General features: G+C 65.7%; 21 protein-coding genes. 20 read left to right on the top strand and 1 reads right to left on the bottom strand.

Annotation, left to right across the window (positions count from 1 at the left end):
• The first annotated feature begins 57 nt into the window (after nt 1–57).
• The 16 genes from ACS7SF_RS19245 (at nt 58) to ACS7SF_RS19170 (ending at nt 15,917) form a co-directional block, all read left to right on the top strand.
• Complete coding sequence (locus ACS7SF_RS19245) at nt 58–2,013, top strand: FHIPEP family type III secretion protein (RefSeq protein ID WP_439894428.1); 1,956 nt, start codon at nt 58–60, stop codon at nt 2,011–2,013.
• A gap of 34 nt (nt 2,014–2,047) precedes the next feature.
• The gene (gene sctS / locus ACS7SF_RS19240; protein WP_439893749.1) at nt 2,048–2,323 is read left to right on the top strand and encodes a type III secretion system export apparatus subunit SctS; all 276 of its coding nucleotides are present in this window, start codon (nt 2,048–2,050) and stop codon (nt 2,321–2,323) included.
• Between the two features lie 4 nt (nt 2,324–2,327).
• On the top strand, nt 2,328–4,256 hold the full coding sequence (sctC, locus tag ACS7SF_RS19235) for a type III secretion system outer membrane ring subunit SctC (RefSeq protein WP_439893748.1): 1,929 nt from the start codon (nt 2,328–2,330) through the stop codon (nt 4,254–4,256).
• Nucleotides 4,219–5,412 carry an FHA domain-containing protein gene (locus tag ACS7SF_RS19230; RefSeq protein WP_439893747.1) on the top strand — a complete coding sequence of 398 codons (1,194 nt, stop codon included), beginning with the start codon at nt 4,219–4,221 and terminating at the stop codon, nt 5,410–5,412. Before sctC ends, ACS7SF_RS19230 begins: the two co-directional genes overlap by 38 nt.
• A gap of 123 nt (nt 5,413–5,535) precedes the next feature.
• A complete protein-coding gene (locus ACS7SF_RS19225) occupies nt 5,536–5,739 on the top strand; it encodes a hypothetical protein (RefSeq protein ID WP_426400067.1) in 204 nt (67 codons plus the stop codon).
• A gap of 61 nt (nt 5,740–5,800) precedes the next feature.
• A complete protein-coding gene (locus tag ACS7SF_RS19220; RefSeq protein ID WP_439893746.1) occupies nt 5,801–6,409 on the top strand; it encodes a hypothetical protein in 609 nt (202 codons plus the stop codon).
• A 1-nt stretch (nt 6,410) separates the two neighbouring features.
• Nucleotides 6,411–7,187 (top strand): type III secretion system inner membrane ring lipoprotein SctJ, encoded by a 777-nt coding sequence (sctJ, locus tag ACS7SF_RS19215; RefSeq protein ID WP_439893745.1) that lies wholly within the window; start codon nt 6,411–6,413, stop codon nt 7,185–7,187.
• Nucleotides 7,184–7,846: a SctK family type III secretion system sorting platform protein gene (locus tag ACS7SF_RS19210; RefSeq protein WP_439893744.1), complete on the top strand. Its 663-nt coding sequence runs from the start codon at nt 7,184–7,186 to the stop codon at nt 7,844–7,846. The genes sctJ and ACS7SF_RS19210 overlap by 4 nt, the downstream gene beginning before the upstream one ends.
• Nucleotides 7,828–8,433 carry a type III secretion system stator protein SctL gene (sctL, locus tag ACS7SF_RS19205; RefSeq protein WP_439893743.1) on the top strand — a complete coding sequence of 202 codons (606 nt, stop codon included), beginning with the start codon at nt 7,828–7,830 and terminating at the stop codon, nt 8,431–8,433. The genes ACS7SF_RS19210 and sctL overlap by 19 nt, the downstream gene beginning before the upstream one ends.
• The gene (locus ACS7SF_RS19200) at nt 8,430–9,788 is read left to right on the top strand and encodes a FliI/YscN family ATPase (protein WP_439893742.1); all 1,359 of its coding nucleotides are present in this window, start codon (nt 8,430–8,432) and stop codon (nt 9,786–9,788) included. The genes sctL and ACS7SF_RS19200 overlap by 4 nt, the downstream gene beginning before the upstream one ends.
• Nucleotides 9,785–10,279 (top strand): hypothetical protein, encoded by a 495-nt coding sequence (locus tag ACS7SF_RS19195; protein WP_439893741.1) that lies wholly within the window; start codon nt 9,785–9,787, stop codon nt 10,277–10,279. The genes ACS7SF_RS19200 and ACS7SF_RS19195 overlap by 4 nt, the downstream gene beginning before the upstream one ends.
• A gap of 28 nt (nt 10,280–10,307) precedes the next feature.
• Nucleotides 10,308–11,084, top strand: a complete 777-nt coding sequence (gene sctT, locus ACS7SF_RS19190; RefSeq protein WP_439893740.1) for a type III secretion system export apparatus subunit SctT — start codon at nt 10,308–10,310, stop codon at nt 11,082–11,084.
• Entirely contained in the window at nt 11,081–12,148 is a 1,068-nt protein-coding gene (locus ACS7SF_RS19185) for an EscU/YscU/HrcU family type III secretion system export apparatus switch protein (protein WP_439893739.1), read from the top strand. Before sctT ends, ACS7SF_RS19185 begins: the two co-directional genes overlap by 4 nt.
• 291 nt (nt 12,149–12,439) lie before the next feature.
• The gene (locus tag ACS7SF_RS19180; protein WP_439893738.1) at nt 12,440–13,384 is read left to right on the top strand and encodes a LysR family transcriptional regulator; all 945 of its coding nucleotides are present in this window, start codon (nt 12,440–12,442) and stop codon (nt 13,382–13,384) included.
• A 122-nt stretch (nt 13,385–13,506) separates the two neighbouring features.
• Nucleotides 13,507–14,379, top strand: coding sequence for a putative hydro-lyase (locus tag ACS7SF_RS19175; protein ID WP_439893737.1), 873 nt, complete (start codon nt 13,507–13,509; stop codon nt 14,377–14,379).
• A 224-nt stretch (nt 14,380–14,603) separates the two neighbouring features.
• Nucleotides 14,604–15,917 carry an MFS transporter gene (locus tag ACS7SF_RS19170; RefSeq protein WP_439893736.1) on the top strand — a complete coding sequence of 438 codons (1,314 nt, stop codon included), beginning with the start codon at nt 14,604–14,606 and terminating at the stop codon, nt 15,915–15,917.
• A gap of 106 nt (nt 15,918–16,023) precedes the next feature.
• Here the strand turns inward: ACS7SF_RS19170 and ACS7SF_RS19165 are convergent, their stop codons facing one another.
• On the bottom strand, nt 16,024–16,938 hold the full coding sequence (locus ACS7SF_RS19165; RefSeq protein WP_439893735.1) for a glutaminase: 915 nt from the start codon (nt 16,936–16,938) through the stop codon (nt 16,024–16,026).
• Nucleotides 16,939–17,602: 664 nt separating this feature from the next.
• Between ACS7SF_RS19165 and wecB the strand changes: the two genes are divergently transcribed.
• From wecB to ACS7SF_RS19145, 4 genes are all read left to right on the top strand, one after another.
• A complete protein-coding gene (gene wecB / locus ACS7SF_RS19160; protein WP_439893734.1) occupies nt 17,603–18,754 on the top strand; it encodes a non-hydrolyzing UDP-N-acetylglucosamine 2-epimerase in 1,152 nt (383 codons plus the stop codon).
• A gap of 665 nt (nt 18,755–19,419) precedes the next feature.
• Nucleotides 19,420–21,558 (top strand): cellulose synthase, encoded by a 2,139-nt coding sequence (locus ACS7SF_RS19155; RefSeq protein WP_439893733.1) that lies wholly within the window; start codon nt 19,420–19,422, stop codon nt 21,556–21,558.
• Nucleotides 21,555–23,723: a glycosyl transferase family protein gene (locus ACS7SF_RS19150; RefSeq protein WP_439893732.1), complete on the top strand. Its 2,169-nt coding sequence runs from the start codon at nt 21,555–21,557 to the stop codon at nt 23,721–23,723. The genes ACS7SF_RS19155 and ACS7SF_RS19150 overlap by 4 nt, the downstream gene beginning before the upstream one ends.
• Nucleotides 23,724–23,743: 20 nt before the next feature.
• Nucleotides 23,744–26,245: an NfrA family protein gene (locus tag ACS7SF_RS19145; protein ID WP_439893731.1), complete on the top strand. Its 2,502-nt coding sequence runs from the start codon at nt 23,744–23,746 to the stop codon at nt 26,243–26,245.
• Nucleotides 26,246–26,261: the final 16 nt, after the last annotated feature.

The following is a 26,261-nucleotide window of genomic DNA, read 5'->3' as shown; positions in this document are numbered from 1 at the left end:
CGCGCCATGGCAAAGCCTCGGAATCTTGCTGCAGCGTTGGACGTTCCACTCACCGGCATGCGTTGGGCTCGGCTGGTGAACTACGACATTGCGATCGCCGTGTTCGTGGTGGCAGTGGTCGCGCTGTTCGTGCTGCCGCTGGCGACCGTTGTGCTGGACGGGCTGATTTCGCTCAACCTGGCGGCCAGCATTGTGTTGCTGTGCGTGTCGATCTATCTGCCTTCTGCGCTGGCGTTTTCTTCGTTTCCCGCGGTGCTGCTGTTTACGACGCTGTTCCGGCTGTCGCTCAACATCGCCTCGTGCAAGCTGATCCTGCTGCAAGCCAATGCGGGCCACGTGATCGACACCTTCGGCAAACTGGTGGTCGGCAACAACTTCGTCGTGGGCGGTGTGGTGTTCCTAGTGATTGCGGTGGTGCAGTTCATCGTCATCGCCAAGGGCTCGGAGCGCGTGGCGGAAGTGGGCGCGCGGTTCTCCCTCGATGCCATGCCCGGCAAGCAGATGAGCATTGATGCCGACCTGCGCGCCGGCATCATCACGTCAGACGAGGCCAAGCGCCGCCGCGAAGCGCTGGAGCAGGAATCGCAGCTCCACGGCGCCATGGACGGCGCCATGAAGTTCGTCAAGGGCGACGCCATTGCCGGCATCATCATCGCGGTCATCAACATCCTGGCCGGCATTGCGGTGGGCGCGCTGATGCACGGCATGTCGATTGGCGACGCGCTGCACCGTTACGCGATCCTGACGGTGGGCGACGGCATGGCATCGCAGATCCCGTCGCTGCTGGTGTCGATTGCCGCAGGCATCGTCACAACCCGCGTGGCCACGCGAGACCGCGAAGCGCGCCACCTCGGCCAGCAAATTGGCGCCCAGATCACCGCCCACCCGCGCGGCATGCTGATGGCCAGCGGCGTGCTGCTGGCGTTTCTGCTGGTGCCGGGGTTTCCGAAGTGGTCGTTCCTGTTGCTGGCGTTGGGCACGGCATCGGCAGCGTTCCTGCGCATGCGCCAACGTCGGCAGGCGCCGCCGTTGGACTTGCTTGTGCTCGGGCCGGATGCACGGCGGATGGCCGAGCCCGAAGCCGGTTCGCCCGCAGAAGGCATTGCCGCGCCCATTGCCGTGCGCCTGGCCGAAGACCTGCGTGGCGAGATCGAACTCGTTGCCCTGCAGACCCGCCTAGCCGAAGCCAAATCGCGCGTACAGCGCAAGCTCGGCGCGGTGTTCCCACGCGTGCAACTGAATTGGGATGCCAACCTGCCGGCCCACGGCTACGCGCTGCTCGTGCAGGACGTACACGCTGCCGAAGGCACGCTGCCGGAACGCGATGCGATTGCGGACAGCGCCTTGCCCGCTGAAGACCGCCTTGCCGCCGAAGTGGAAGCACTCATCGAACGCAACGCCGCATCACTCATCGGTATTCAAGAGACCCAGAACCTCATCCAGATCATGCGACGCGAACACGGCGAGCTGGTGGCCGAACTCACGCGCCTGGTGCCGCCACAGCGCATTACCGAAGTGCTGCGCCGGCTGGTGCAGGAGGGTGTGTCGATCCGCAACCTGCGCGCCATCTTCGAAAGCCTGATCACGTGGTCGCCCAAAGAGCCTGAAGACGTGATTGGCCTGGTGGAACTGGTGCGTGTGGATTTGCACCGCCAGATCACCGAACAGTTCTGCGGCACCAGCCGCGTGCTCGACGTGGTGCTGTTCGAACAGTCACTGCAGGAGCGCATCGAGCAGGCGGTGGTGCACACCAAGCAGGGCAGCGTGCTGAGCCTCACGCGGGATGCCAAGCAGGCGATCACCGATCAGGTGGTGAAGATCCTGGGCGGCACCCGCCCGCTGGAGAAAGACCGCCACGGCCGTCCGCTGGCGGTGATGGTGTCGCTCAACTGCCGGCGCTACGTGAAGACGATGCTGCAACCCGTGTTTGGCGATCTGCCGGTGCTGTCGTACCAAGAGATCGACGAAGCCATCGAACTCAATACCGTGGGCTGGGTGACCAACCCCGCTTGAACACGCAGAACGCAAAGGAGATCGGCCCATGAACATGAGCGCCACCCTTCTCGAAGCCACGCGCCAGGGCCTGCTGCTGGTGCTGCTGGTCTCGTTGCCGGTGGTGGCGGTGGCGACGGTGTCAGCGTTGCTGATTGCCATCGCGCAGGCAGTGACGCAGATCCAGGATCAGAGCATCGGGCTTTCGGTGCGGTTGATTGCGGTGATGGTGACCATCGTGGTGCTGGCGGGGTGGGGCGGACGCGAAGTGCTGCGTTTTGCCCGCATGGCACTCGATCAGGTGTTTTACGGCGGTGCGGCGCCTTTCTGAGCCAATGAAACAAGGCGCCAGCAAACAACAACATAACCGAGCGAGAACACGCGTGAACAAACGCTATCGATTCCTGCGGTGGAGTACAACAGCCGCCTGCCTGTGGCTGCTGACGACGGCGGCCCTGGTGCAGGCGGCCGAGCTGCGCTGGCGCAACCGGTCGTACACGCTGGTGGCCGAGGGCAAGAAGGTGGGCGATTTCATCCGCGAGCTGGCGGCATCCCAGGGGGTGACGGCCGTGGTGGACCCGAAGGTGGAAGGCACCATCAACGGCAAGTTCTCCGGCCCGCCGGCCAGCACGCTCAACACCGTGTGCGCCACCTACGGGCTCACGTGGTACTACGACGGCTCGCTCATCTACGTGGACCGCGCGGACGATTCACAGACGCAGGTCTTCCCGATTCCGAAGGGCAGCGGCCCGGAGCTGGCGCAGATCCTGCGCGCCATGCAGATCACCGATCAACGCTTTCCGCTGGTGGTGAGCGACAAGGAAAACACCGTCTACGCATCCGGCCCCAAGCGCTATATGGAACTCGTGCGCCAGGCCATTGCATCGATTGCCGATCCGGCACGCGGCAATGATCGGGCGGAGATCCGCGCCTTCCCGCTCAAATACGCCTGGGCGGGGGATGTGGAGATCAACCGTTCCGGCAAGCCGGTGACGATTCCCGGCATTGCCACCATGATGCGTCGCCTGCTGGGCGCGCCCAACCCCGGGGCCAGCAGCCCCGGCATGTCGCCCACGCGCGCCATGCGGCTCACGGGTCCGACGCGGCAGATGAAGCTCAGCTCGGGTGACAGCATCAACGTGCCGCGCATTGAGATTCCGCTGGCAGGCGGCGGGCAAGGCGATTCCGGCTATGGCGCACAGGCGCCCGCCGCATCGGGCGGCGGTTCCCCGCCAGACCTGCCGCGCATTGAAGCGGATGCGGGCATCAACGCCGTGCTGATCCGCGATGTGCCCGAGCACATGGCGCAGTACGAGCGGTTGATTGCCTCGCTCGATACCAAGCCGCGGCTGGTGGAGATCAACCTCACCATCATCGACATCAGCACCGATTCGCTCGACAGCCTGGGCGTGGACTGGCGCCTGCACACCAAGCACGGCGATTTCCAATCCGGCAATGGCAATAACCCGCCGCTCACCTTCAACGTGGGCACCACGGAAGACGGCCAGACCGGCACCACCACGCCCGTTGGCATGGCGCTCACGGCATCGATAGGCGGCAGCCTGCGCAACTACCTGCTCGCGCGCATCAACGCGCTCACGCAGAGCGGCAACGCGCAGCTGCAGGCCAAGCCGAAGGTGCTGGCGCTGGACAACACCGAGGCCATCCTTGAGAACCTGATCCACTTCTACGTGCCGGTGTCGGGCTTTCAGGACGCATCGTTGTACGGCATCACCACGGGCACGAGCGTGAAGGTCACGCCGCTCATCGTCAACGAGGCCGGGCAGATGAGCGTGATGATGTCGATCGACATTGACGACGGCAATCTGACCAACGACCGCGTCTCGCAACTGCCGGTGGTGCAGGAGCGCTCGATCGTTACGAAGGCGATGATCGAAGAGGGCAAGAGCCTGCTGATTGCCGGCTTCAACTCCGACAGCCTGAACAACACCAAGTCGGGCATTCCGTTCCTGTCGGACGTGCCCTTCATCGGCAACCTGTTCAAGTACACCAACAAGACCGGTCAGCACATGGAGCGCTTTTACCTGCTGACCCCGCGCATCCTGACCGCCGCCAGCTCCAACCCGAACGACGTGCCTGCCGTGTCGATTCCGGGTGTCGGCATGCCGGTGCCGGGTGCGACCGATTGGAAACCGGGCCCGTCGCCTATCGCTCCTGCGCCTGCCGCGCCCGGCACGTTGCCCACGCCGCCTGTATCTCGATTGCATGAACCAGCCAGCCGTTCAACCCTCGCCGCTCTCTGACAAATCGCCCTGGAAGCTGTGCTTCCTGAGCGGGCCGCTGTACGGCAGATCGATGCCGCTGCGCATGGGTGCCAACGTGGTTGGCTCTGCACCGCAGTGCGAAATCATCGTGCCAGACAGCAGCGTAGCGGCGCGCGAGTTGATGTTTGAAGTGGGCGGCATTGCGGTATCGGCACGGCGGCTGGATGACGCCGAACCCACGCTCAACGGCCAGCCGTTTGGCCAGACACGCCGCAGCGTGGTCCCCGGCGATGTGATTGCCATGGGCGACATCCGCGTCGGCATTGAAAAGGTCGGGACGATCCGCATGCCGGCCGCTGCGGTGGAAGGCGCGGGCGCCGCGGTGCTGGCGGAGCGCGTGCCGTCGTGGCTGCCGCTGGCCGCTGCAGTGTGGTTGTCGCGCTTCTCCACCAAGGCCGGGCGAGGGCGGACGTGGCTCATTGCCGGCATCGGGCTGTGGCTGGCGGTGCTGTGGGCCGGCGGCGTGGTCGCGTTTGCCGGGCACGACGGGTGGTCGCTCTGGGGCCGGGACCCGGCTGCACGTGCGTTGCAGGTGCGGCACGCATTGGGTGATCCGCCCGAGATTGTGGTGACGCCCGCATCGGACGGCACATCCCGCGTGTCGGGCTATGTGCCGACCGAGGCCGACCACCAGGCCCTGCTGAGCCGCGCGCGCGGGCTGTCCGATGTGTCGATCGGCGAGGTGTATGTGGTGAGCGACCTGCTGGCGGCCGCGCAGCAGTACTTCAGCGCGGGCGGCACCAGCGGTACGGCGGGCCTGAACGTGGCGTACGACGGGCACGGCCGCATCGTGGTGAGCGGCACGGCGGATCGCGCGCAGGCATGGCAGCGCATCCGCAACTACGCGCGTGATGCCAAGCCCGCTGTCGAGGTGATCGACCGCGTGGCGTGGGATGGTCCGCCGCCGCCGAACATCGTGGCAGAAACACCGCGCGCCGACGGCCTGCCCGCCATCGTCAGTACGTACGAAGACGAAGACGGCACGCGCTTTGTGCAGACGCGCGACGGCCAGTTGTATTTCGAGGGCGCCCAGCTCAAGGGCGGCCTCCAGGTGAAGAGCATCGCTTCAGATGGTGTGGTGCTCGACCGCGGCGGGCAATCGGTCAACTGGCCGATCCAGCCGCAAACGCCGTAGCGGGCGGGGTTGTCCTTGCGCGCGACGCGCGTGAGCAGTGCGTTGGTATGCAGTTCCCTTTGATCTTTTGACCCTTTGACCTTTTTGACTCTTTGATCCTTCGATTCAGAACAGGAGAACACCATGACCGCTCCAGCAAACGGCGTCGATGGCGCCATCAACAGCATCAACCAATCTGGCGATGACCAACTCAAGATCGCCACGGCAGTGCAGGCTGCCGCAGCCAAGGGCGCTGCCGCCAGCGGCATCATCGGCGCGGCCCAATCGCTGAGCAACACGGCGGCCTCGGCAGCCGGTGCCGTTCGAGACGGCGCACGCGCGAGCTGACGCGCATCCCGGCGGCGGTGGGCGTGGCCTGCCGCCGCTTTACCCCATTCAGGAGGGCACGATGTCGATCGAAACGAATGCGATTGCGGCCGTTGCTGCAACCCAGGCTGCGCAGGCACAAGCTGGTGGTGCCGCGGGTGTCGCAGGTGCAGCCAGCGCCAGCCAGGCCGCCCAGGTCAACCCAGCGGCTTACGCCGCACAGGGGCCAGGACAGGTCGAGCAAGGCATCGGCGCCCCCACAACGCAAGCTGCAACCCCGGTCGACGCGCAGCAATTCGGCAACATGATGCGCCCCGTCGCCACCGCCACGGTGCAACCGACCACGCTGCCGGCGCAGCCGATTCCGGTGGTGTCCCACGCCGTCAGCACAACGCCATCGCCGGTGCCGGACGTCTCGTTCACGTTCACGCGCGGGCCCGGTGCGGATGGCGCCATGGGCCAGTGGCGCGACTACGGGCACGACCTCAACGAGCGCTACACCAGCATCAACGCCAAGCGGCAGGAGATGCTCGATTCGCTCGACAGCATGGATGTGACCATGACGATGGTGAAGCTAGCCGACTTCAGCTATTTCGCCTCCATGACGCTGGCCGAATACCAGATGGACATGAGCTTTGCGCAGGCCGCCAACGGCGTGAGCCACTCGCTGCTGAAGAACCAGGAAGGCTGACATGAACCGATTGCTGGGGGTGCTGCTGGCGCTGGCGTGCCTCTTCGGCCTGGCCGGCTGCGAGCAGGAGCTGTACACCGGCCTGCCAGAGGTCGAGGCCAACGAGATGGTGGCTGCGCTGTCAGCGGCGGGCATCGGCGCGCAGAAGACGGCGCAGGACGGCCAGGGCCAGGAAGGCCGCACCTGGACGCTCACCGTCGACGAGGCCGACATGGGCCCGTCGCTTACCGTGCTGCGCGCGCAGGGCCTGCCGCGTCCACGCCTGGCCTCGCTCGGGCAGGTGTTCCAGAAGCAGGGGCTGGTTGCCACGCCCGCAGAGGAACGCGTGCGCTACATCTACGGCGTATCGCAGGAGCTGTCGCGCACGCTGCTGGATGTGGATGGCGTGATGCTCGCGCACGTGCACGTCGTCATCCCCGAGAACGATCCGCTGGCCGACAAGGCCAAGCCCGCATCGGCTGCGGTGTATATCCGTTATCGGCCCGGCGTGAACCTCACCGCCATGGCGCCGATGGTGAAAGACCTCGTCGCGCACAGCATTGAAGGGTTGAGCTACGACAACGTCTCGCTGTTCTTGCAGGGCGCGCAGCCGGTGCCGGTGGATGTGCGCAAGGGGGCAGCGTTGCTCGGCACGTTCAGCACGCGCAATCCGCTGGTGTGGCTGCTTGGCTTGTTGATCGTCGCGGCGCTGGCTGTGACGGGCCTCGTGGCATGGCGGCGTGGTGTGTTCGACAACCTCGGCCGGCCAGGCGGACGCGGGGCGGAGCGTGCGTCATGACCACGGACGCGCGCCTGGCCGGGCTGGTTGCGACGTTCAACCTGCGGCCGGATCGCTACATCGATGCGTCGTGGTTGCCGGCGGATTGGCCGCTCACCCTGCGCGACCCTGCCCGTTATGGCGAAGCGGGGCGTGCCGTGCTGGCGCAGGCACTGTTGCAGGCCCACCAGTTGCAGGGAGCTTGGGACTACGACTTCGCCCCCGTGGAAAAGCGCATCGCCTTGTTGCCCGCCGACGCGCTGGAGCGCCTGGCCGCGTGCTGTGGCCTGTGCCTGCACCGCCAATGGCTGCGCGAAGGCGAGGTCTCGCGCAAGACGCGGCAGGCCATCGATCTTGCCTTCGGGGCGCCGCTGGTGACGTTTGCATTGGAGCGTATGCCGGCTTTCGACGCCGTCGCCGAGACCCTCCAGCCGCAACGCCAGCACCCGCGCCTGGCGGTGGAAACACTGCGCGCCCGGGGGCGGCGGCTCTTGACCGATTTTCTGGTGCCTTTTGGCCCGGCCGTCATCCGGCGGCTGGCGTTGAAGTTTCCTCGCAACGCAGCCGATGCCGATCGGCCGCCTTATCTGCTGGGCCGCACGCAGCGTGCCGAGCTGGGCGAACTGCTGCGGCTGAGCTTGATTCCTGAACAGGTGCCGGCATGGGACTGGCTTTTCTGATCACCACCGACAAGCTGCACATCCTGAGTGAGCGCAAGGTGCTCAAGCAGCACGAATACGCTGCGTTGTTGGACGCCAACAGCATTCTCGGCACCGCCAAGGAGGAACGTGCACGCCTGATGGAAGACGCCGAAGCCCAGCGCGCACAGCAACTCAAGGCCGGCTACGACGCCGGGTACGAACAAGGCGAACGCGAAGCTGCCACGCGCTTGTATGCCGATGCCCTGGCCAACGCCCGCGCCCTGGCCGCCATGAAGCAACTGATGGCCGAGCTGGTCACCCGCACGGTGCGCGAGCTGGTGGCCGATCTGCCGCGCGATGCCATCTACGCCAAGGCCTTCGCGCGTATCGAAACGCTGGTCGAACACGAGCCCGTGCTGACCGTGCGTATTGCCCCGCAGCAGGTGGCCGACCTGGAGCGCGTGCTCGAGACGATGACGGATGGCACCCGCCGCGTGCGCGTGGTGCCCGATGCCAGCCTGTCGGAAGAGGCACTGGTGGTGGAAACCGCATCCGGCGTGGTCGAGGCCGGCATCGATACGCAGCTTGCCGCGTTGCATGCAGCGCTGGCCGGAGACGAAACATGACCGAGCCCACCGTCAGCCACGTCATCAATGCAGGAGATCTCGAACGCAGCCTGCGCGACGTGCTGGAGCGTGCCGACGGCCTGCCCACCGGTGTGCAGATGCGCGGACGCATCCACCGTGCGGTGGGGCTCATGCTCAACGCGTCGGGCATCCAGGCGCGGCTGGGTGAGGTATGCGAACTGCGCACGCCGGGCGAGCGCAGCATCTATGCGGAAGTCGTCGGCTTTGAGCGGCAGTCCACCTTGCTGACGCCGCTGGGCAGTGTGCATGGCTTGTCGGCGGCCACGGAGGTGATTCCGTCGGGCAGCGCGCACCGCTTTGGCGTGGGCGATGCGCTGCTCGGCCGCGTGCTGGATGGCCTAGGCGCCCCCATGGATGGCGGCGGGCCGCTGTTCACCAATGAGCGTGTCTCCACGCATGCCGAACCGCCCAGCCCGTTGTCACGCCGCCGTATTGATGCGCCGCTTTCCACGGGCGTGCGCGCCATCGACGCCATGCTAACGGTCGGCATCGGCCAGCGGCTCGGCATCTTTGCGCCATCGGGCGTAGGCAAGAGCACGCTGCTGGGCATGATCGCGCGCGGCGCGCAGAGCGATGTCAACGTGATCGCGCTGATCGGCGAGCGCGGGCGCGAGGTGCGTGAGTTCCTGGAGCTGTGCCTGCCGGAGGCCACGCGGCGCAAGACGGTGCTGGTGGTGTCCACGTCCGACCGTCCGGCGATGGAACGCGTGAAGTGCGCGCTGGTGGCCACCGCCGTGGCCGAGTACTTTCGGGACCGGGGCAAGAGCGTGCTGCTGCTGGTCGATTCGCTCACGCGGTTTGCGCGCGCGCAGCGCGAGGTCGGCCTGGCGAGCGGCGAGCCGCCCACGCGGCGCAGTTTTCCGCCGTCCACCTTTTCGGTGTTGCCGCAGTTGCTCGAGCGTGCCGGGGCGGGGGCGCACGGCGTCATCACGGCGTTCTATACCGTGTTGGTGGAGGGCGATGAAGAGAGCGACCCGATTGCCGAAGAGGTGCGCTCCATCGTGGACGGGCACATCGTGCTCTCGCGCAAGCAGGCGCTGGCGGGGCGCTATCCGGCCATCGATTTGCTAGCCAGTATCAGTCGCGTGATGCCGCAGGTGACCACGCCCGCGCATCGCGCAGCCGCGCAGCGTGTACGCGAGTTGCTGGCCAAGTACCAGGAGATTGAATTGCTCGTGCAGATTGGCGAATACCGCGAAGGCAGCGATGCCCTGGGCGATGCCGCGCTACGCGCCCATGCCGCGCTCACGCGTTTCTTCGAGCAAGACGCCGACGTGAGCGTGAAGCTGGAGCGCACGGTGACCGACCTCGAAGCTGTGGTGGGGGCGTTATGACCGAGGTGCTGCGTCAACTGGCCCGTGTGCGCGAGGCACGCAAGCTGGGCGCCATGGCGCGCGCCCAGAAACAGGCCGCTCTGGTGGCACAAGCCGCCGCGCAGAACGCCGCGGCTCAGCAGGGGTTGCAGCAGACGGTGTCGGCGCGTTCTGCGCACGACGCCGCCATCGAACAGGCTGTGCGTGACGACGCGCGCAGTGCAGTCGCGTTGCTGTGCGCCGCCAATGCGGCACGGCTGGCGCTGGACCGCGCCATCGTCAATGCGCATGTCGAGTCGACTCAAACCAGCGCAATGCTGGCTGCCCAGCAGTCAGCGCAAGCACGTGCGCAGCAGCATGTAGCCCGCGCCAACGCCAAGTGCGAAGCCGTTGACCGCGCCGAGCAGCGCGTGGTGGCCGCGCAGCGCCGTGCCGCAGAGTGGCAGGAAGAAGACGCTGCGCTGGAAGCCCAACTCGCCCGTCAGCTTGTCCGCCAGAAGACCACTGCCTGAGCCGATGCAAGGGTTCGACCCCCATTCCATGGAAGGCCTGTTCCGGCAGGCGTTGCTGGTGCTGCCGCGCTTGTTGCCCATCATGTTTATCGTGCCGGTGTTCAGCGGGCGGGTGGTGACGGGCATGGTGCGCAGCGGGTTCATTGCCATCCTAGCGGTGTTTGTGGCGCCTTCCATGGCGGGTGCGGCCATGAACGTGCAGGGCGGTGCGCTATGGATGGCGCTGGCGCTCAAGGAGGCGCTGATCGGCGTGCTGCTGGGCATGGCGTTTGGCGCGCTGCTGTGGGCCATCGAGAACATCGGCCACCTGATCGACTTCCAGACCGGCTCGGGCAACGCGTCATTCTTCGACCCAGTGGCGGGGCACGAGAGCGGCCCGACTGCCAGCTTTCTCGGCTTCATGGCGATTACGCTGTTCGTCACGGGTGGCGGCCTGCACGTGATGCTCGGCGCGTTCTTCGAGTCGTACAAGCTCTGGCCGATCGAGCGCATGCTGCCCAGTGCATCGGTGGCGCTGGAACAGTTTGCCGTGCACGAGGCCGACAGCGTGCTCGGCTGGACGCTCAAGCTGGCCGCGCCTGTGATCATCGTGCTGGTGGTGGCGGAGTTAGGCATTGGGCTGATCAACCGCTCGGTGCCGCAGTTGAATGTGTTCCTGTTCGCGCAGCCGGTGAAGAGCCTGCTGGCGGTGCTGATGATGGTGCTGTTCCTCGGCTTTGTTTTTGAATCGCTGCGCACCTTCCTGGCCGGCAATGGCGAGATGGTCTGGCTGCTGCGCGCACTGCTGCACAGCGCGGCGCCATGAGCGAGAAGCAGCACAAGCCCACGCAGCGCCGGCTGGAAGATGCCCGGCGCGAAGGCGAGGTCGTCCGCAGCACGGACGTGACGAGCGCACTGGTCTTCATCGGGATGCTGGTGCTGCTGTGGCAGGGCGGCCCATGGTTGCTGGAGCACTTGCGCGGGCTGCTGGTGCAGAACGTGACGGCAGTCACGCAGGCGCGTGATCCATCCGCGGCGGTACGGCAGGCGCTCGTTTCGGCGGGCGCGGAATGGGCGCTGATGAGCGTGGCCGTTCTGGGCTTGGTGGCCGTGCTGGCGGTGCTCGGGGCGTTTGCGCAGGTAGGCGGCATGTTTGCGCCCAAACGGTTGACGCCAAAGATGTCCCGCCTCAATCCGGGGGAGGGCATCCAACGGATGTTTTCCGTGCGCAACCTCATCGGCCTGGCCATCATGCTGTTCAAGGTGGGGTGCCTGTCGCTCACGCTGTTCGTGGTGATTCGCGGGTCGTTGGACTTGCCGCTGCAGGCGGGCTACGGGCGGCCGGCGGCCATTCTGGCTGTGGTGGCGCATCTGCTGCTGGTGCTGTTCGGCTGGGCGGCGGTGGTGTATGTGCTGATGGCCGCGCTGGACTACTGGCACGTGCGCTTCGAGTTCTTCAAGAAGAACCGCATGTTGACCGACGAACTGCGCCGCGAGCACCGCGAGCTGCAGGGTGATCCACATATCGTCGGCCGGCGCCGGCAGCTCGCGCTGGAAGTGCAATACAGCGCGCTGGAAGATCGGATGCGCATTGCCACGGCTGTCGTGTTCAGCGCGCGGCATGCGGTGGCGCTGTATTACCCGGGTGACGGCACACTGCCGATGGTGATCGCCAAGGGCAGCGGAGAAGCCGTCCAGCGCATCCGGCAGATGGCCGAATACCATCTGGTGCCGACCGCCGCCAACGCCGGCCTGGCCGAGCGCCTGCACGACAGCGTGCCGATGGACACCACCATCGACCGCACACTCTTCCGCGATGTCGCGGCGCTGCTGCGCTGGGCCGAAGGGGCCGATGCGGTGGGCAACCCGTACGTGTCATCCACGTCTTGAAAAAAGAGAAGAGGGGCGCGTGACTGCAGCGCCGGCTATCCTCCGCTAACCGATGCGCACGATACCGCCAGGGGCGACGAAGTCCGGGTTCTGCCCCGTTGCGTCTTGCGTGTACGGACCGGCTGGCTCGGGACTTGCTTCTCCACCGCGTCCTTGGCATCGCCGGCAATCTTGTTGCGCCACCGGGCATTCGGCTCGCACCGGGTGACTGGGGAGCGATGGGAAGGCGTTGCCGTACGAACGTTCGTAACCGGGTGACAGAGCCGTAGAAAACAAAACGAGGGGCACGGCATGAACTTGCGTTTTCTAGAAACCTTTGTATGGGTTGCGCGCTTGCGCAGCTTCCGCCTGACGGCGGACAAGCTGTTCACCACGCAGGCGTCCATTTCTGCGCGCATTGCCGCGCTGGAAGAAGAGCTGGGCGTACGGCTGTTCGACCGCGATACGCGCGGTGTGCAGCTCACGCCCGATGGCCACAAGGTGCTGGAATACGCCGACCGCATGGTGAGCACACTGCACCAGTTGCAGGCCGCAGTCGCACAACGACCGGGCTTTGAGGGGCGCGTGCGGGTGGGAGCGATGGACAGCGTCATCCACACGTGGCTGTCTCCGCTGATTGCGCGCACTGCCGAGATGTTTCCCGCGCTGGAAATTGAACTGGTGGCCGACAGCGCCATGCACCTGGTTGAGCAACTGCAAAAGGGTGCACTCGACATCGCCTTTCAGACGGACCTGCTGCGCGCGGAAAGCGTGCGCAATGTGCAGCTTGCGCAATATCCCATCCACTGGGTGGTGGCCGCCAATTCGCGGTTGGCGCATCCCTATGCCAGCTTGCAGGAGCTGGCGCGCGAACGCCTCATCACCTTCGTGCGCAACTCGCGGCCGCACCAGGACATGCTGAATCTGCTGCACCTGAACGGCATCGAATCGCCACGTGTGAACTGCGTCAACTCGGTGGCGGCGATGACGCGTCTGGTGGGGGACGGCTTTGGCGTGGGGGCATTGCCCACCGTGCTGGTGCGGGACCGCATTGAAAGCGGCGCGTTGACCGTGCTGGAGATCGAGCCTGCGCTGCCGACATTGCCCATCATTGCTTCCTGGCGTGCCGGGGCCGGGCTGGAAGTGCATGAGGCCATCGTCGGCCTGGCACGGACGATGGCGCGCGAGTTCTGCCTGTCGGTGGGGCCACGCTATGCGATGGCGGAAGAGGTGGAGCGGAGCAGCGTGGCGGCCTAGGGCCTCAGCAACTGTCGTGGCAATCACCTTTTCCTATCGCCCGCCATCCGAAACTTTCGTTGGACCGCGTTTCATCACGCTTTCACAATGGCCCGCACGATCAACCTCGTGGATGAGCTTGCATGAAATCGGCAGTGGAGACGGCCCGCGCTGAACACACGCTGGAGCAACCGACACCCCCCCAGGCGCCCCCCCAGGCCTACACACGCGGCGCCAGCGTGGCCTATGCAAATCCGTACTCGGCCCGGCTCGCAGCGCGCTCCGGCGTGCTGCGCGGCCACACCAGCGGGCTGTGTGACGGCTATGTGCAAGCCAACATCGTGATGCTGCGCGACACCTGGGCCAATGAGTTCTTGCGCTTCTGCCAGCTCAACCCGAAACCGTGCCCGCTGCTGGACGTGACCGAACCCGGCGTGCCGGTGTTCCGCCACCTGGGTCAGGAAGTGGACGTGCGGCGCGATGTGCCGCGCTACCGCGTCTACCGCAACGGCGAGCTGGCCGATGAACCCACCGATGTGGAAGCGCTCTGGACCGACGACATGGTCGCCTTCGCCATCGGCTGTTCGTTTTCGTTCGAGCATGCATTGATGGAAGCCGGCGTGCCGCTGCGCCATATCGCCCTGTCGCGCAACGTGGCGATGTACCGCACGTCGATCGAGACGGTGGGCACATCACGCCTGGCGGGCAAGCTGGTGGTGTCGATGCGGCCGATGTCGGTGCCCGACGCCATTCGCGCCATCGAGATCACCTCGCGCATGCCGCGTGCGCATGGCGCGCCGGTGCACTTTGGGGACCCAGCGGCCATCGGCATTGCCGATCTTGCGCAGCCCGACTGGGGCGATGCCGTGCCTGTGCAGGCGGGTGAAGTGCCGGTGTTCTGGGCGTGCGGGGTGACGCCGCAATCCGTCGTGCAGCAGGCACGGCCCGAGCTGTGTATCACGCATGCGCCGGGGCACATGCTGATCACCGATCTGCGTACCGCAGCGCTGAGTTGAAACCTCAGCCAACGCGACGACGGACGGGTAGGGGTTCTTAGAGCCGCTAACAAAACTGTCCTGGCTAGGCGTGCCGACGCAGACAGTACAAGTAGTACCGAGTGTTGGTCACTGCGGGAGGCGCAACGACGCCAGGGCGGTTTTGTTAGCGGCTCTGAACGGTGCACGCAGAGGCGCCGGCCTATACAAGCATCGAGACAGCATCAATCAAAGGAGGAAGCACCATGACAACCGAAGCAACGGTTGCGCGAGCGCCCACCGGGGCGGACAGCGCAGCTTCATCTGCCGCTGGGTCAGGCGGCCTGTTCCGCTGGTATCGCGAAATCTCGTCGCAGGAGCGCCGCACGTTCTGGAGTTGCAAGGTCGGCTACGCGCTCGACGCGATGGACACACAGATCCTCAGCTTCGTCATCCCCACGCTGATTGGTATCTGGGGCTTGTCCAAGGCGGACGCGGGGCTCATCGGCACCTGCACGTTGCTGGCATCCGCCGCGGGGGGCTGGGTGGCGGGCATTCTGTCGGACCGCATTGGCCGCGTGCGCGCGCTGCAGATCACCATTCTGTGGTTTGCGGTGTTCACCTTTCTATGCGGCCTCGCGCAGAACTACGAGCAGCTGCTGATTGCCCGCACGCTGATGGGCTTCGGCTTTGGCGGCGAATGGACGGCTGGCGCCGTGCTGATCGGCGAGGCCATCCGCGCGCAGGATCGCGGCAAGGCCGTCGGCATGGTGCAGGCCGGGTGGGCGCTCGGCTGGGGCGCGTCGGCGTTGCTCTACGCGTGGTTCTTTACCGTGCTGCCGCCGGAGACGGCCTGGCGTGCGCTGTTCCTGGTGGGCATCGTGCCGGCGGTGTTTGTGTTCTTTCTGCGTCAACTGGTGAAAGAGCCGGAAGTCTTTCAAGAGGCCAAGACACGGCAATCGGCCGATGGCGGTACAAGCTTTTTCGCCATCTTCTCGCCCAAGCTGCTGAGCACCACACTACGTGCGGCGCTGTTGACGACGGGCGCGCAGGGCGGCTACTACGCCATCACCACGTGGCTGCCGACTTTTCTCAAAACCGAACGCCACCTCACGGTGCTGGGCACCGGCGGCTATCTGGCGGTGGTGATCATCGGCTCGTATATCGGTTACCTCACCAGCGCCGTGTTGACCGACCGCCTGGGTCGTAAGCGCAACTTCATTCTGTTTGCGGTGGGGTCGATGGTGGTGGCGCTGGCTTACACGCACCTGGAGGTGACCGATGGCCTGATGCTGCTGCTGGGCCTGCCGCTGGGGTTCTTTGCCTCGGGCATCTTCGCTGGAATGGGCGCGTTCCTGACCGAGCTGTTCCCCACGGAAGTGCGCGGTTCGGGCCAGGGCTTTTGCTACAACGTTGGCCGTGCGGTCGGGGCGTGCTTTCCGTTCTTGATCGGGCAGGTGAGCGCGCATTCTTCGTTGGGCCATGCCATCGGCATCTTCGCGGCGGGCGCCTACGGCATCTTGATCCTGGCCGCACTGACGCTGCCGGAAACGCGTGGCCGGCAACTCGCATCGATTTAACGTCTGTGCTCCCCCCATGAGCGCACGGTGCGCGGCGTTTGGAAGACGCCGCGCTTTTTTCGTTCTATTGCGCGTGCGTGGATAGAAAAACGATCGACAGCGCCGCTTAGAAGATGGAGCGGCCCGACAGGGTGGTCAGCCACTCCAGCGCCTGCAGGCCCGCCAGCGAGTTGCCGCTGACATCCAGCCCCGGCGACCACACGCACACGCCAAACTCGCCCGGCAGCACAGCGACAATGCCCCCGCCCACGCCGCTCTTGGCGGGCAGGCCGACGCGGTAGACGAAATCGCCGGCGGCATCGTAGGTGCCGCACGTCAGCATCAGCGCAGACAGGCGCTTGGCGGGGCTGGCGTCGACGATGCGCTCGCTGCTCCAGGGCACCACGCCGCCGTTGGCGAGAAAGAGCACGGCGCGTGCGAGGTCGGTGCAGTCCATCTCGATGGCGCACTGGCGGCAGTACGCGTCGATCACCGTTTCCACCGGCATCTGCAGATTGCCGAAGCTCTTCATGAAGTGCGCCATGGCGCGGTTGCGGTCGGCATGGGCCAGTTCCGACTCCGCCACGCGCCGCTCATAGTCGATGCGCGGGTTGTTCACCAGCCGCCGCATGAACTGCACCAGGGCCGTTTCCGCCTGCACGAAGCGCCGGCACAGCACGTCGGTCACCACCAGCGCCCCTGCGTTGATGAACGGGTTGCGCGGGATGCCGTTTTCGTATTCCAGCTGCACCAGCGAGTTGAACGCATTGCCCGAGGGTTCACGGCCGACGCGCTTCCAGAGCGCCTCACCCTCCAGTTGGAAGGCCAGCGTGCAGGCAAACAGCTTGGAGATGCTCTGAATGGAGAACGGCACATCGGCCTTGCCCACGCGATACACCTCGCCGCTGAGCGTGACGATGGCCATGCCGAAATCGGAAGCGCTCGCACCGGCCAGTTCGGGGATGTAGTCGGCAACGCGCCCCTGGCCGAGCCACGGCTGAATGTCGCGGTGGATGGTGTCCAGAATGGCTTGGTAGTCCATGCGGGGAAATCGAGCAGCAAGGTTGGGGCGAGGATTCTACACGCGCGTCGCGCGGGCCGGTGCGCTCTGCGTGCGGCGAGGGCTCCGCTGTGGTGTTTTCTTTTGAACGCCTTTTTATGTTCAGGTATCGGCAGTCGGCTGGTAGTGGTAATTCAGGGGATTGTAAAAATTACCATTACATTTCCCTCTAATGGGCGGGCATCGATGTTGTGTTCGCATATTTGCATTGATTTCGCATTTGCCAAGATTTTCCCTTGGCGCGAATCCAAATCTAGCCATGTCGATGTGTCTTGCGGGCTTGCTGTTGCCACCGTAAAGCCGTGTACAGCAAGGTCTGGCGGGAATTTTTCGGCTGCGCTGTCGCCCGCGCATTGCATTTGCAATATGTTTTCTTTTTGATGATGTTTCCGACATCATTTGGATGAAATTAGTCCGGTTTAAACAGCGGGGTAATACGCGGCAGTCTTTCTGTGTAGAAAGAAGAGAGGTGGCGAAATGCGCTGATTCATTGCGACAATTGGCGCCCTCGTGATGTTCCGCAATTCACGCCCATTTGCCGTCAAAACAATAATGGGTGCACGGCTGGACATCGAATCGATTCCCTCATCCGTCCTGTGTGTGGCAAGCGCAATCCTCGCGCGGGCTGCCTGTTTCGATCCGGCTTATGAAAGTTCTTTCCGTCTTCGGCACGCGCCCTGAAGCGATCAAGATGGCGCCGCTCGTGAAAACGCTCGCGCGGCAGTCCGCCATTGAATCCGTGGTCTGCGTGACGGGCCAGCACAAACAGATGCTGCAGCAGGTGCTGGACTTGTTCGACATCGTGCCGCAGATCGACCTGCAACTGATGACGCAGAACCAGACGCTGAACGGGCTCGGTGCGCGCCTGGTCTCCGCGTTTGATGATGTGCTGGAAACCGAGCGCCCCGATCGCGTGCTGGTGCACGGCGACACCACGACGGCAATGATGTCGGCGCTGGCCGCGTTCCAGCGCCGGATTCCGGTGGGCCACGTGGAGGCCGGCCTGCGCACCGGTGACTTGTATCAGCCGTGGCCCGAAGAGATGAACCGCCGCACCATCGACATCTGCGCCGACCTGCTGTTTGCACCGACAGCGTCATCGCGCCGCAACCTGATGGCCGAGAACCTGGGTGGCCGGATCATCGTGACCGGTAATACGGTGATCGACGCGCTGTTGCAGACCACGCAGCGCATCCTGAGCGATGGCGAATTCCGCACCGGGCTGGATGCGCATTTCCCGTTTCTGCGTGACGACTGCAGGGTGCTGCTGGTGACTGGCCACCGGCGCGAGAACTTCGGCCCCGGTTTTGCCAACATCTGCGAGGCGCTGGCCACGCTGGCGCGACGCGACGACATCCAGATCGTCTACCCCATCCATCTGAACCCCAATGTGCGCGGCCCCGTGCAGGCCACGTTGTCGGGTCTGCCGAATGTGCACCTGATCGAGCCGCTGGACTACGCGCAGTTCGTGCGCCTGATGCAGCGCGCGCACGTCGTCCTGACGGACTCCGGCGGCGTGCAGGAAGAAGCGCCATCGCTGGGCAAGCCTGTGCTGGTGATGCGCAACGTGACGGAGCGCCCCGAAGCCGTGCAGGCCGGCACGGTGCGCCTGGTCGGCACGGAGGTGGTGAACATCGTCAGCGCCGTCAACCACCTGTTCGACAACGACGACGACTGGCGCGCCTTTGCGCAACGCCTGAACCCCTATGGCGACGGACGGGCATCGCAGCGGATCGCCATGGCGTTGCGTGGTGTGCCTGTGCAGGAGTTTGAGGGCGATGCGTTGGAAGCAGCCTGACGAACTGCAGATGGAAGATGTCGCGCGTTTCAAGGGTCAGCGCGGCGCTAAGCAAGCGAATACATAAAAAAGTTTAGGTCTCGAGCTCGCAACTCGGACGATTGGGTTATTTCGATTTGGTGACGGGGAAAGTCATGAAACAACACACCACTGCAACGTGCGAGGGCGCCCAACGCGGGGCCTCGACGTTCGCCTCCATCACACGCTGCGGGGCGTGTCCTGCCTGCCAACACGCTCGTGCAGTGCTCGCATTTGGGCCGGCCTCTTTGGCCCGAACGAATCCTCCCCATAGCGTTTTCTTGACCTGAGGGGCGCACTCCTCAGGCGTTGACTTGGCGGCGCGGTCCTGCGCGCTTGGCATGGCTTGTGGGCTGATGCCGCAAGGCAGGTACCAGGCTGCCGAGTCAACCGATTGACCCACGGATGGGCCAAGCATTCCCGATCCGTAGTAGGCGCCATGCGCTCGCTGCGGGTGTCTGCCGCATCCGCGGCTTGAACTTCTGACTGAACAGCATCGTGCGCCAGGGTGTACCGCCCGTGGCTGAGCGGCTGGGCGCCTGCGGCAAGGCCGCTTCCATCATTACGAGACTATCGACGTGAATTCTGACCGTTCCTTTCATTGCATGGCACACGCTTCGGCGGCGACGTTTGCGGTCGCTTGGCTGATGGCGAGTGCCCCTCAGATAGCCCGTGCGGCATCGGACGATATCGGCACCGCATTGGCGCAGCTTTCGCAAGGGCGTGTCGTGGCCCGCAGCGTGGCACTGGCCGAGGTGGGGGTGCGCGAGCCGCTGGTGTTGCACGCGCCGGACGCCGTCCGCGAGCTGTATCTGCCGGTGCCCGCCAACCTGCCCATTTCCGATGCGGCGCTCCAGCTGGATGGCGCCTATCTGCGGGCCGATAGCGGGCGGACCACCATGCTGGTGTCGCTTGACGGTGCACCGGTGCTGGCACGCGGCTTCACGCAGTATCAGGGTGATGTGGCGGCCAGCCTGGGCGTGGATGGTGGTCCACGGCCCACGGGTTTTATCCGCCTGGGGCTGCAGTGGTCGTCCATCATCAACGACACCATTTGTACGGACCAGACCGCCATCGGCAACGTGCTGCGCATTGCACCAACGTCGCGGCTGACGTATCGCTTTGATCCGGCGGCCATCACGGATTTACGGACCGCGTGGAGCGCGCTGCCACCGGCGCCCACCGTGGCGTTGAGCGCCAACAAGGTGGCCGCGCCCGCGTACGACGTGAGTTGGCGGACGATCGCGCTGCTGCAGGGCGAGAACAGGCGCCCCGTCGTGCGGGCTTGGCCCATGGTGGGCGAGAGCGTTGACCTGGCCGGGGTGAGCGTGCCGAAAGCGCTGCAGAGCGTGCCGGCCTTTGCTGCGCTGGCGGCCGGCGGCCAACACAAGCTCGCCAACCCGGCTGAGGTGGGTGCGTGGATTGCGCTGGCATCGCGCACGGCGTTCGCGCCGGACATCGTGGTGGCCGACGACGCGTTGCGCTCCAGCCTCAAGGCCTCGCTGGACGCGCTGCGCGAGCAGGTGGCCGCGGCTTCCGCACCGGCCGCCTCAGCGTTTGACCAATGGCGCGCTCGCACCTGGGCGCCGATCGCCGAGCCGCTGGCGGCGGGCGAAGTCCGGCTTGCGCATCTGCCGGGGCAGGTGGTGATCGTGACGGGCGATGTGGGCGGCGTGGCGGCGTTGGCGGCAGCCTGGCGGCCCATTGATGCCTCCAACCGTATCGTGGTGCACCAATTGGACGGCGCACCGCATGCGTATGGCGACAAGATCGCGCTGTCGCTGCTGGGCGGCGAGCCGCGCACGATGGAAGTGTTGGGCCGCGCTACCTGGGATGCCAGCTTTGACCTGAGCACGGTCTCGGGCCAGGGCAAGTTGCCGGGCGAGGTGGTGCTCGACGTTGCGGCTGCGCCGTCAGCCAGCGTGAGCGGCCAGGTGGCGTCGATCTATTTCAACGGCATGCTGATCGGCTCGGAGTTGCTCAAGCAGAACGGGCGCGTGCAGCGCATCACGGCGCGCGTTCCGCACTACGCGCTGGGTGCATCCAACTTGCTGCGCGTGCTGTTCCAGCGTCCGCCCGAAGATGGCTGCCGTGCGCGTCTGCAGGGCTATCCGGTGGCCGTGCTGCCCAGCAGCCACATCACGCTGGAAAGCGGCAGCCTGGAACCCAGCTTCACCGGCATGGTGGCGCGCTTTGCCTCGCAGGCCAACGTGCTCGTGCCGAACGCTTATCTGGGGGATGCGGCGGCCACGCTGCCACGCGTGGCGCGGTTGGCCAATGCCGCCGGCATCGCGCCCACGCGCGGCCAGCTCACCACAGTGGCGGACAACGAGGCCGCAGCGCCCAAAGACACCTTCCTGGCGATCGACGTGCCCCTGCGTGACGAGAGCGGCCGCGCCGTGCTGTCGAAAGACCGCCTGACGCTGACGACGGCCTCCGACAAGTTGCTAGCCGATGTGTCGGGCCTGACCAACCTCGGCATTGTGCAAGTGGCGAAGGCGGGCAGTGCCACGGGCGTGGTCTATCGCACCGTTGGCCCCGTGGCGCCGGTGTTGCCAGCCACGCTGCGCCTGTCGCGCGGCGACGTGGCGGTGGTGGCCAGCGATGGCGTTGCCCGCGTGTTCGACACGCAGCACCCCGGTGAAGTCCTGCCCAGTGAGGAAGATCGCCCGCACGTGCTCAAGAGCTTCTGGTCGTGGGCCGGGCCGGGCGTCGTGGTGTTGCTGTTCCTGATCCTGCTGGCGGTAGCGGCCTACGCACGCCGGCGTCGTGGGTCCAAGTCGTGACACTCGAAGCATTCCAATGGCATGCGGGTCACCTGGTGGCCTGGTACTACCACGGGCTGGAGCTGCTGGCCATCGTGGTGGCGGTGATCATCCTGCTCTCGAGCCTGGATGATCTGTTCATTGACGCGTGGTTCTGGGTGCGGGAGGTGTATCGCCGCTTCACGGTCAAGCGGGTCTATACGCCGCTGACGGTGGAGCAGCTCAAGGCCCGCGCCGAGCAGCCGATCGCCATCATGGTGCCAGCCTGGCTGGAGTACGACGTGATTGCCGCCATGATCGAAAACATGGTCAGCGTGCTCGACTACCGCAGCTACATGGTGTTCGTCGGTACCTACCAGAACGATGCGCAGACCATCAACGAGGTGGAGCGCATGCGCCGTCGCTACAAGCAGTTGCGCCGCGTGGAAGTGCCGCACGACGGCCCCACCTGCAAGGCCGACTGCCTGAACTGGGTCATCCAGGCCATCTTCAAGCACGAGCGCGACCACAACATGGAATTTGCCGGCGTGGTGCTGCATGACAGCGAAGACGTGCTGCACCCGCTGGAGCTGCGCTTCTACAACTACCTGCTGCCGCGCAAGGACATGATTCAGCTGCCGGTGGCATCGCTCGAGCGCAACTGGTTCGAGCTGGTGGCCGGCACCTACATGGACGAGTTTGCCGAGTGGCACGGCAAGGACTTGGTGGTGCGCGAGAGCCTGGCCGGCACGGTGCCCTCGGCCGGTGTCGGCACCTGCTTCTCGCGGCGCGCGTTGCTCGCGCTGGCGGCGGAAACCGGCAACCAGCCCTTCAACACCGAAAGCCTGACCGAGGACTACGACGTGGGCGCGCGGCTGGGCAGGATGGGCATGCAGTCCATCTTTGCGCGGTTTCCCGTGCAGTTCAGCATGCGGCGCAAATCGTGGTTCGGGTTCGGGCCCGAGCGCGAATTCACGCTCACCATGCCGCTGTGCGTGCGCGAATTCTTTCCCGATACGTTCCGCACGGCATATCGCCAGCGGGCGCGCTGGGCACTGGGCATTGGGCTGCAGGGCTGGAAGCAGACCGGCTGGACGGGCGGCCCTGCCAACCGCTACCTGCTCGCGCGCGACCGCAAGGGCATCGTCACCGCGTTTGTCGGCATTCTGGCGTACGCGCTGATCGTGCAATTCCTGCTGTTTGCGGTGGCCGACCAGTTTGGATGGATGCCCGAGCTGATCGCCTCGCCGCTTTCCAAGTACCCGTGGTTGGGCACGCTGCTGTGGTTCAACGCCATCGCGCTGGTGCTGCGGGTGGTGCAGCGCGTGTACTTCGTCACGCAGCTCTATGGATGGGAGCACGGCGTGCTGTCGGTGCCGCGCATGATCGTTGGCAACTTCATCAACTTCATGGCGGTGTCGCGTGCGTGGAAGATGTTCCTCACGCATTTGATTTCCGGCAAGCGCCTGGCATGGGACAAGACCATGCACGACTTCCCCTCGGAAGACGGTTTTACCGGCCGGCGTCACCGCCTGGGCGAACTGCTGGTGATGTGGCAGGCCATCGGGCAGGAGAACCTCGACGCAGCACTGCAAGACCCACTGGCCCGCCAGGCACCGCTGGGCCGTGTGCTGATGTCCAAAGGCTGGCTGGATGAAGAAACGCTGGCCGAGGCGATCGCCTTTCAGGCCGATCTGGAACGCGGTGCGCTCAACCTGGAACAACTGCGCGCACACGCCGGCATGCTGCCGCTGGAGACCGTGGTGCGCCATCGCGTGTTGCCGCATGGCGAAGACGCAGCCGGGTGCGCCGTACTGCTGGTCGCCAGCCCGCTGCAGGATGCGGTGCTTGCCGAGGTGGCCGCGCAACTACAGCGCGAGGTGGCGCAGCGCATCGTACGGGAAGGGGAAATTGCCATGGGCTTGCGGCAGTTGCGCGGCATGCATGTGGTACCTGCGGTGACAGCCGAGCCACGCGTGGATACCGCCACCCCGGCGCGCGGCGTGCCGTTGCTGGGCGATCTGCTGATCGAGCGCGGCCATGTGCTGCGGGCAGCGTTTGATGCCGCCCTGCGCGAATACAGCCCGCACCACGATGGCCGCATCGGCGACTACATGGTGAACCGCGGCGTGATCTCCCCCGACGCGCTGGACAACGTGATCAAGGAGCAGCACCGCATGGGCGGGGCGCTGGCGGCGGCGGTATGAAGCCAATGAAGAGCATTCCTGTGCAAGTATCTCGGCCACGCTGGTCGGTGCGATTGACGCTGGCGGCGCTGGCGGGCTCGCTGTGCGCGCCCACGCTGGCGCACGCGCAGCAGCCTGTGATGAAACCGTTGCCGCTGGCAGGCGCGGCCTATCGCGTTGCGCAGCAGGCCTACGATGCCTGCAAGCAACACGCCTATGCCAACTGCGTTGCGCTCGCGCGTGAGGCCATTCGCCAGCGGCCCGACGTGATGGCGCTGCATTTGCTGCTGGCGGATGCGCTGGCGGCGCAACGCCAGTATGCGGAGGCAGGGCGGGCGCTCGACAGCGCCATCGCGCGTTTGGGGCCAGACCCGCAGCTCGTCGAGCAGCGCAGGCGCGTTGCTGTCCTGCGCGCAGCGGGCAGCGTAGCCGGTAAGGCGCAGGGCCAGGCCAAGGACGAGGAGGGCGGTCCGATGCTGACCGGTGTCGCCTTGGAGACCGCCCTGAACGCCTACAAGGCGCATAAGGCCAAGGACTTTGCCGGGGCCGCGCGCTATGCCGCCGAGGTGATTGCGCTGCGCCCAGACCTGAAGCGCTTCCGCTTGCTGCTGATCGACGCCTCTAGCGCCGCAGGCGATGACGGGGCCGCCTGGGAAGCCGACATGGCCGCCGTGCGCCAGTTTGGCGATAGCGAGCCGCTGCGTATCCGCCGCAAGTTCATTGGCGTGAGCCTGGGCATGAAGGCGGCCGATGCTGCGCTCAATGCGCGCCAGTGGGGGGATACGTCGCGTGCCATCGAACTGGCGCGTCAAGCAATCGTCTATGCGCCTGGTCGCTTTGACTACCGTCTGCAACTGATCGATGCGCTGCTCGTCACAAACGACTTCGCGGGCATGGAGCGCGCGCTGGACGACGCCATCGCCTACGACGACACCGAGATCATGGCCTGGACGCTGCGCGGCTACGCGCGTGCAGCACAAGGCAAGTCGGAAGCGGCAAACGCGGATCTGGCGCAGGCGCTCAAGCAGAGAGACGCCACTGCGGCGGTGAAGCGTTCGATGCAGACCATCGTTGCCGACATCTGGCTGGCGCAGGGCCAGCCGCAACGCGTGGTGGACTTGCTCGGCAACCTCAAGCCGATTGATGACGACACCGATTCGCTCATCACCATGCGCACGTACGACGCGCGCCGGCAGTTGTCGAACGCATCTGCACCGGCACCCTCTGCCGGGGAAGCCGCGCGGCGCGTGGCAGTGGCCGCACGCCCGGTGATCGACTGTGCCGCCAGCGAATACGGCTCGGACTGCGATCTGTATCCGGCCGACCCGGGCTTTGCTCCGGCGCAGGCCTCCGCGCGCGCGGCTGAGGCACGCGATACCAAGGCCGCGCTCAAGTACGCCCGGCTGGCCGTGCAAGCGGCGCCGCAGCATGCGCAGCACCGGGTCGACTTGGTCAATGCGCTGATCTTGGCCAAGCAGGAGCGCGACGCGACGCGTGAATCGAAGGCGATCGTGGACGATGGGCTGCTCGACGCGCTGCCGCCGCTGTCCGCCGCCTATATCGCGCAGCGTGCCGGTGATGACCAGACCGCCAGCGATCTGTTCGAGCGCGCCGACAAGATCGCCCCACTGTCCATCGACGAGCGTACCGATGCGGCCTATGCGGCCTTGGCGGCGCGCCGTAACGCGCTTGCCATCCAGCACTTGGAGCGCGGCATCGACGCGGGCTTGGCGCCGCCGGAGGAGGACGACCCGCCGCCCACACCGCAGGCCATGCTCGACATGCGGGAGGCCCATGCCGATGCCACGCGCAACTGGGGTTTTGACGCCACGCTCAGCTACCGGGGCGGCGGCATGCCCGCCGGCACGTCGCTGGCCACCACGCCGGGCGAGACCACCGCGTGGCAGGCGGGTACGGAGGCCTACTGGCGCCCGTTTGGTCCGCTGGGCGGTCGGACGTTCGAAGTCTATGCGCGCGCCCTCCAGAGCTTTGGCGTCAAGGGCGATGAGCCCAGCGGCGCGCGGACGTTGCACGCCTCAGTGGGTGCACGTGTCAAACCGTTTACCGATCTGAACGCCATCTTTGCGCTGGAGCGGGTGATCCCGATCGGCTCTGCGGCCAATGGCGATTGGCTGGCGCGCGCCGCGTACTTCGACGGCTTCGGCACCGAGCGCCGCATCGACGTTCCGTCATGGTGGACGGGCCGGTTCCACGCAGAAGCCGGGCGCTACCTGCAGGCCGGCACCAACTACGCCACAGCCAACGCCGAGCTCGGCCGCACGTTCCGCATCGACAGCGTCAGCTCGCGCTGGACGGTGTTCCCCTACGTTGTCATCGGCGCGGACTACGACAACAGCGTGAGTAGCAACGGTGGCAGCGTGCCGATTGGCGCGGGGCTGGGGGTGTCGACGCGCTACGTCTTTCGCGAGAGCAAGTACGACGCGCCGCGTTCGTACGTGGATCTGTCTGTGCAATACCGCTTCAGGCTGGCCGGCGATGACCGGGCGCGCGGTGTGTTCTTCAACGCCATCTATTCCTACTGAGTCGCCGACTGACCTT

It is taken from the genome of Ralstonia sp. 25C (assembly GCF_051904805.1).
Lineage (GTDB): Bacteria > Pseudomonadota > Gammaproteobacteria > Burkholderiales > Burkholderiaceae > Ralstonia.
The sequence above is the reverse complement of the archived record's forward strand: the minus strand, read 5'-3'. Positions and strand labels throughout refer to the sequence as shown.

Bases quoted from the DNA above. Each gene is read 5' to 3' on its own strand.
- ACS7SF_RS19195 (WP_439893741.1), top strand. From the start codon at position 9,785: ATGACCGAGGTGCTGCGTCAACTGGCCCGTGTGCGCGAGGCACGCAAG.
- ACS7SF_RS19200 (WP_439893742.1), top strand. From the start codon at position 8,430: ATGACCGAGCCCACCGTCAGCCACGTCATCAATGCAGGAGATCTCGAA.
- sctJ (WP_439893745.1), top strand. From the start codon at position 6,411: ATGAACCGATTGCTGGGGGTGCTGCTGGCGCTGGCGTGCCTCTTCGGC.
- sctC (WP_439893748.1), top strand. From the start codon at position 2,328: ATGAAACAAGGCGCCAGCAAACAACAACATAACCGAGCGAGAACACGC.
- sctL (WP_439893743.1), top strand. From the start codon at position 7,828: ATGGGACTGGCTTTTCTGATCACCACCGACAAGCTGCACATCCTGAGT.
- ACS7SF_RS19155 (WP_439893733.1), top strand. From the start codon at position 19,420: ATGGCGAGTGCCCCTCAGATAGCCCGTGCGGCATCGGACGATATCGGC.
- ACS7SF_RS19170 (WP_439893736.1), top strand. From the start codon at position 14,604: ATGACAACCGAAGCAACGGTTGCGCGAGCGCCCACCGGGGCGGACAGC.
- ACS7SF_RS19245 (WP_439894428.1), top strand. From the start codon at position 58: ATGCGTTGGGCTCGGCTGGTGAACTACGACATTGCGATCGCCGTGTTC.
- ACS7SF_RS19210 (WP_439893744.1), top strand. From the start codon at position 7,184: ATGACCACGGACGCGCGCCTGGCCGGGCTGGTTGCGACGTTCAACCTG.
- ACS7SF_RS19220 (WP_439893746.1), top strand. From the start codon at position 5,801: ATGTCGATCGAAACGAATGCGATTGCGGCCGTTGCTGCAACCCAGGCT.
- ACS7SF_RS19180 (WP_439893738.1), top strand. From the start codon at position 12,440: ATGAACTTGCGTTTTCTAGAAACCTTTGTATGGGTTGCGCGCTTGCGC.
- sctS (WP_439893749.1), top strand. From the start codon at position 2,048: ATGAGCGCCACCCTTCTCGAAGCCACGCGCCAGGGCCTGCTGCTGGTG.
- ACS7SF_RS19225 (WP_426400067.1), top strand. From the start codon at position 5,536: ATGACCGCTCCAGCAAACGGCGTCGATGGCGCCATCAACAGCATCAAC.
- ACS7SF_RS19165 (WP_439893735.1), bottom strand. From the start codon at position 16,938: ATGGACTACCAAGCCATTCTGGACACCATCCACCGCGACATTCAGCCG.
- ACS7SF_RS19230 (WP_439893747.1), top strand. From the start codon at position 4,219: ATGAACCAGCCAGCCGTTCAACCCTCGCCGCTCTCTGACAAATCGCCC.
- wecB (WP_439893734.1), top strand. From the start codon at position 17,603: ATGAAAGTTCTTTCCGTCTTCGGCACGCGCCCTGAAGCGATCAAGATG.
- sctT (WP_439893740.1), top strand. From the start codon at position 10,308: ATGGAAGGCCTGTTCCGGCAGGCGTTGCTGGTGCTGCCGCGCTTGTTG.
- ACS7SF_RS19185 (WP_439893739.1), top strand. From the start codon at position 11,081: ATGAGCGAGAAGCAGCACAAGCCCACGCAGCGCCGGCTGGAAGATGCC.
- ACS7SF_RS19175 (WP_439893737.1), top strand. From the start codon at position 13,507: ATGAAATCGGCAGTGGAGACGGCCCGCGCTGAACACACGCTGGAGCAA.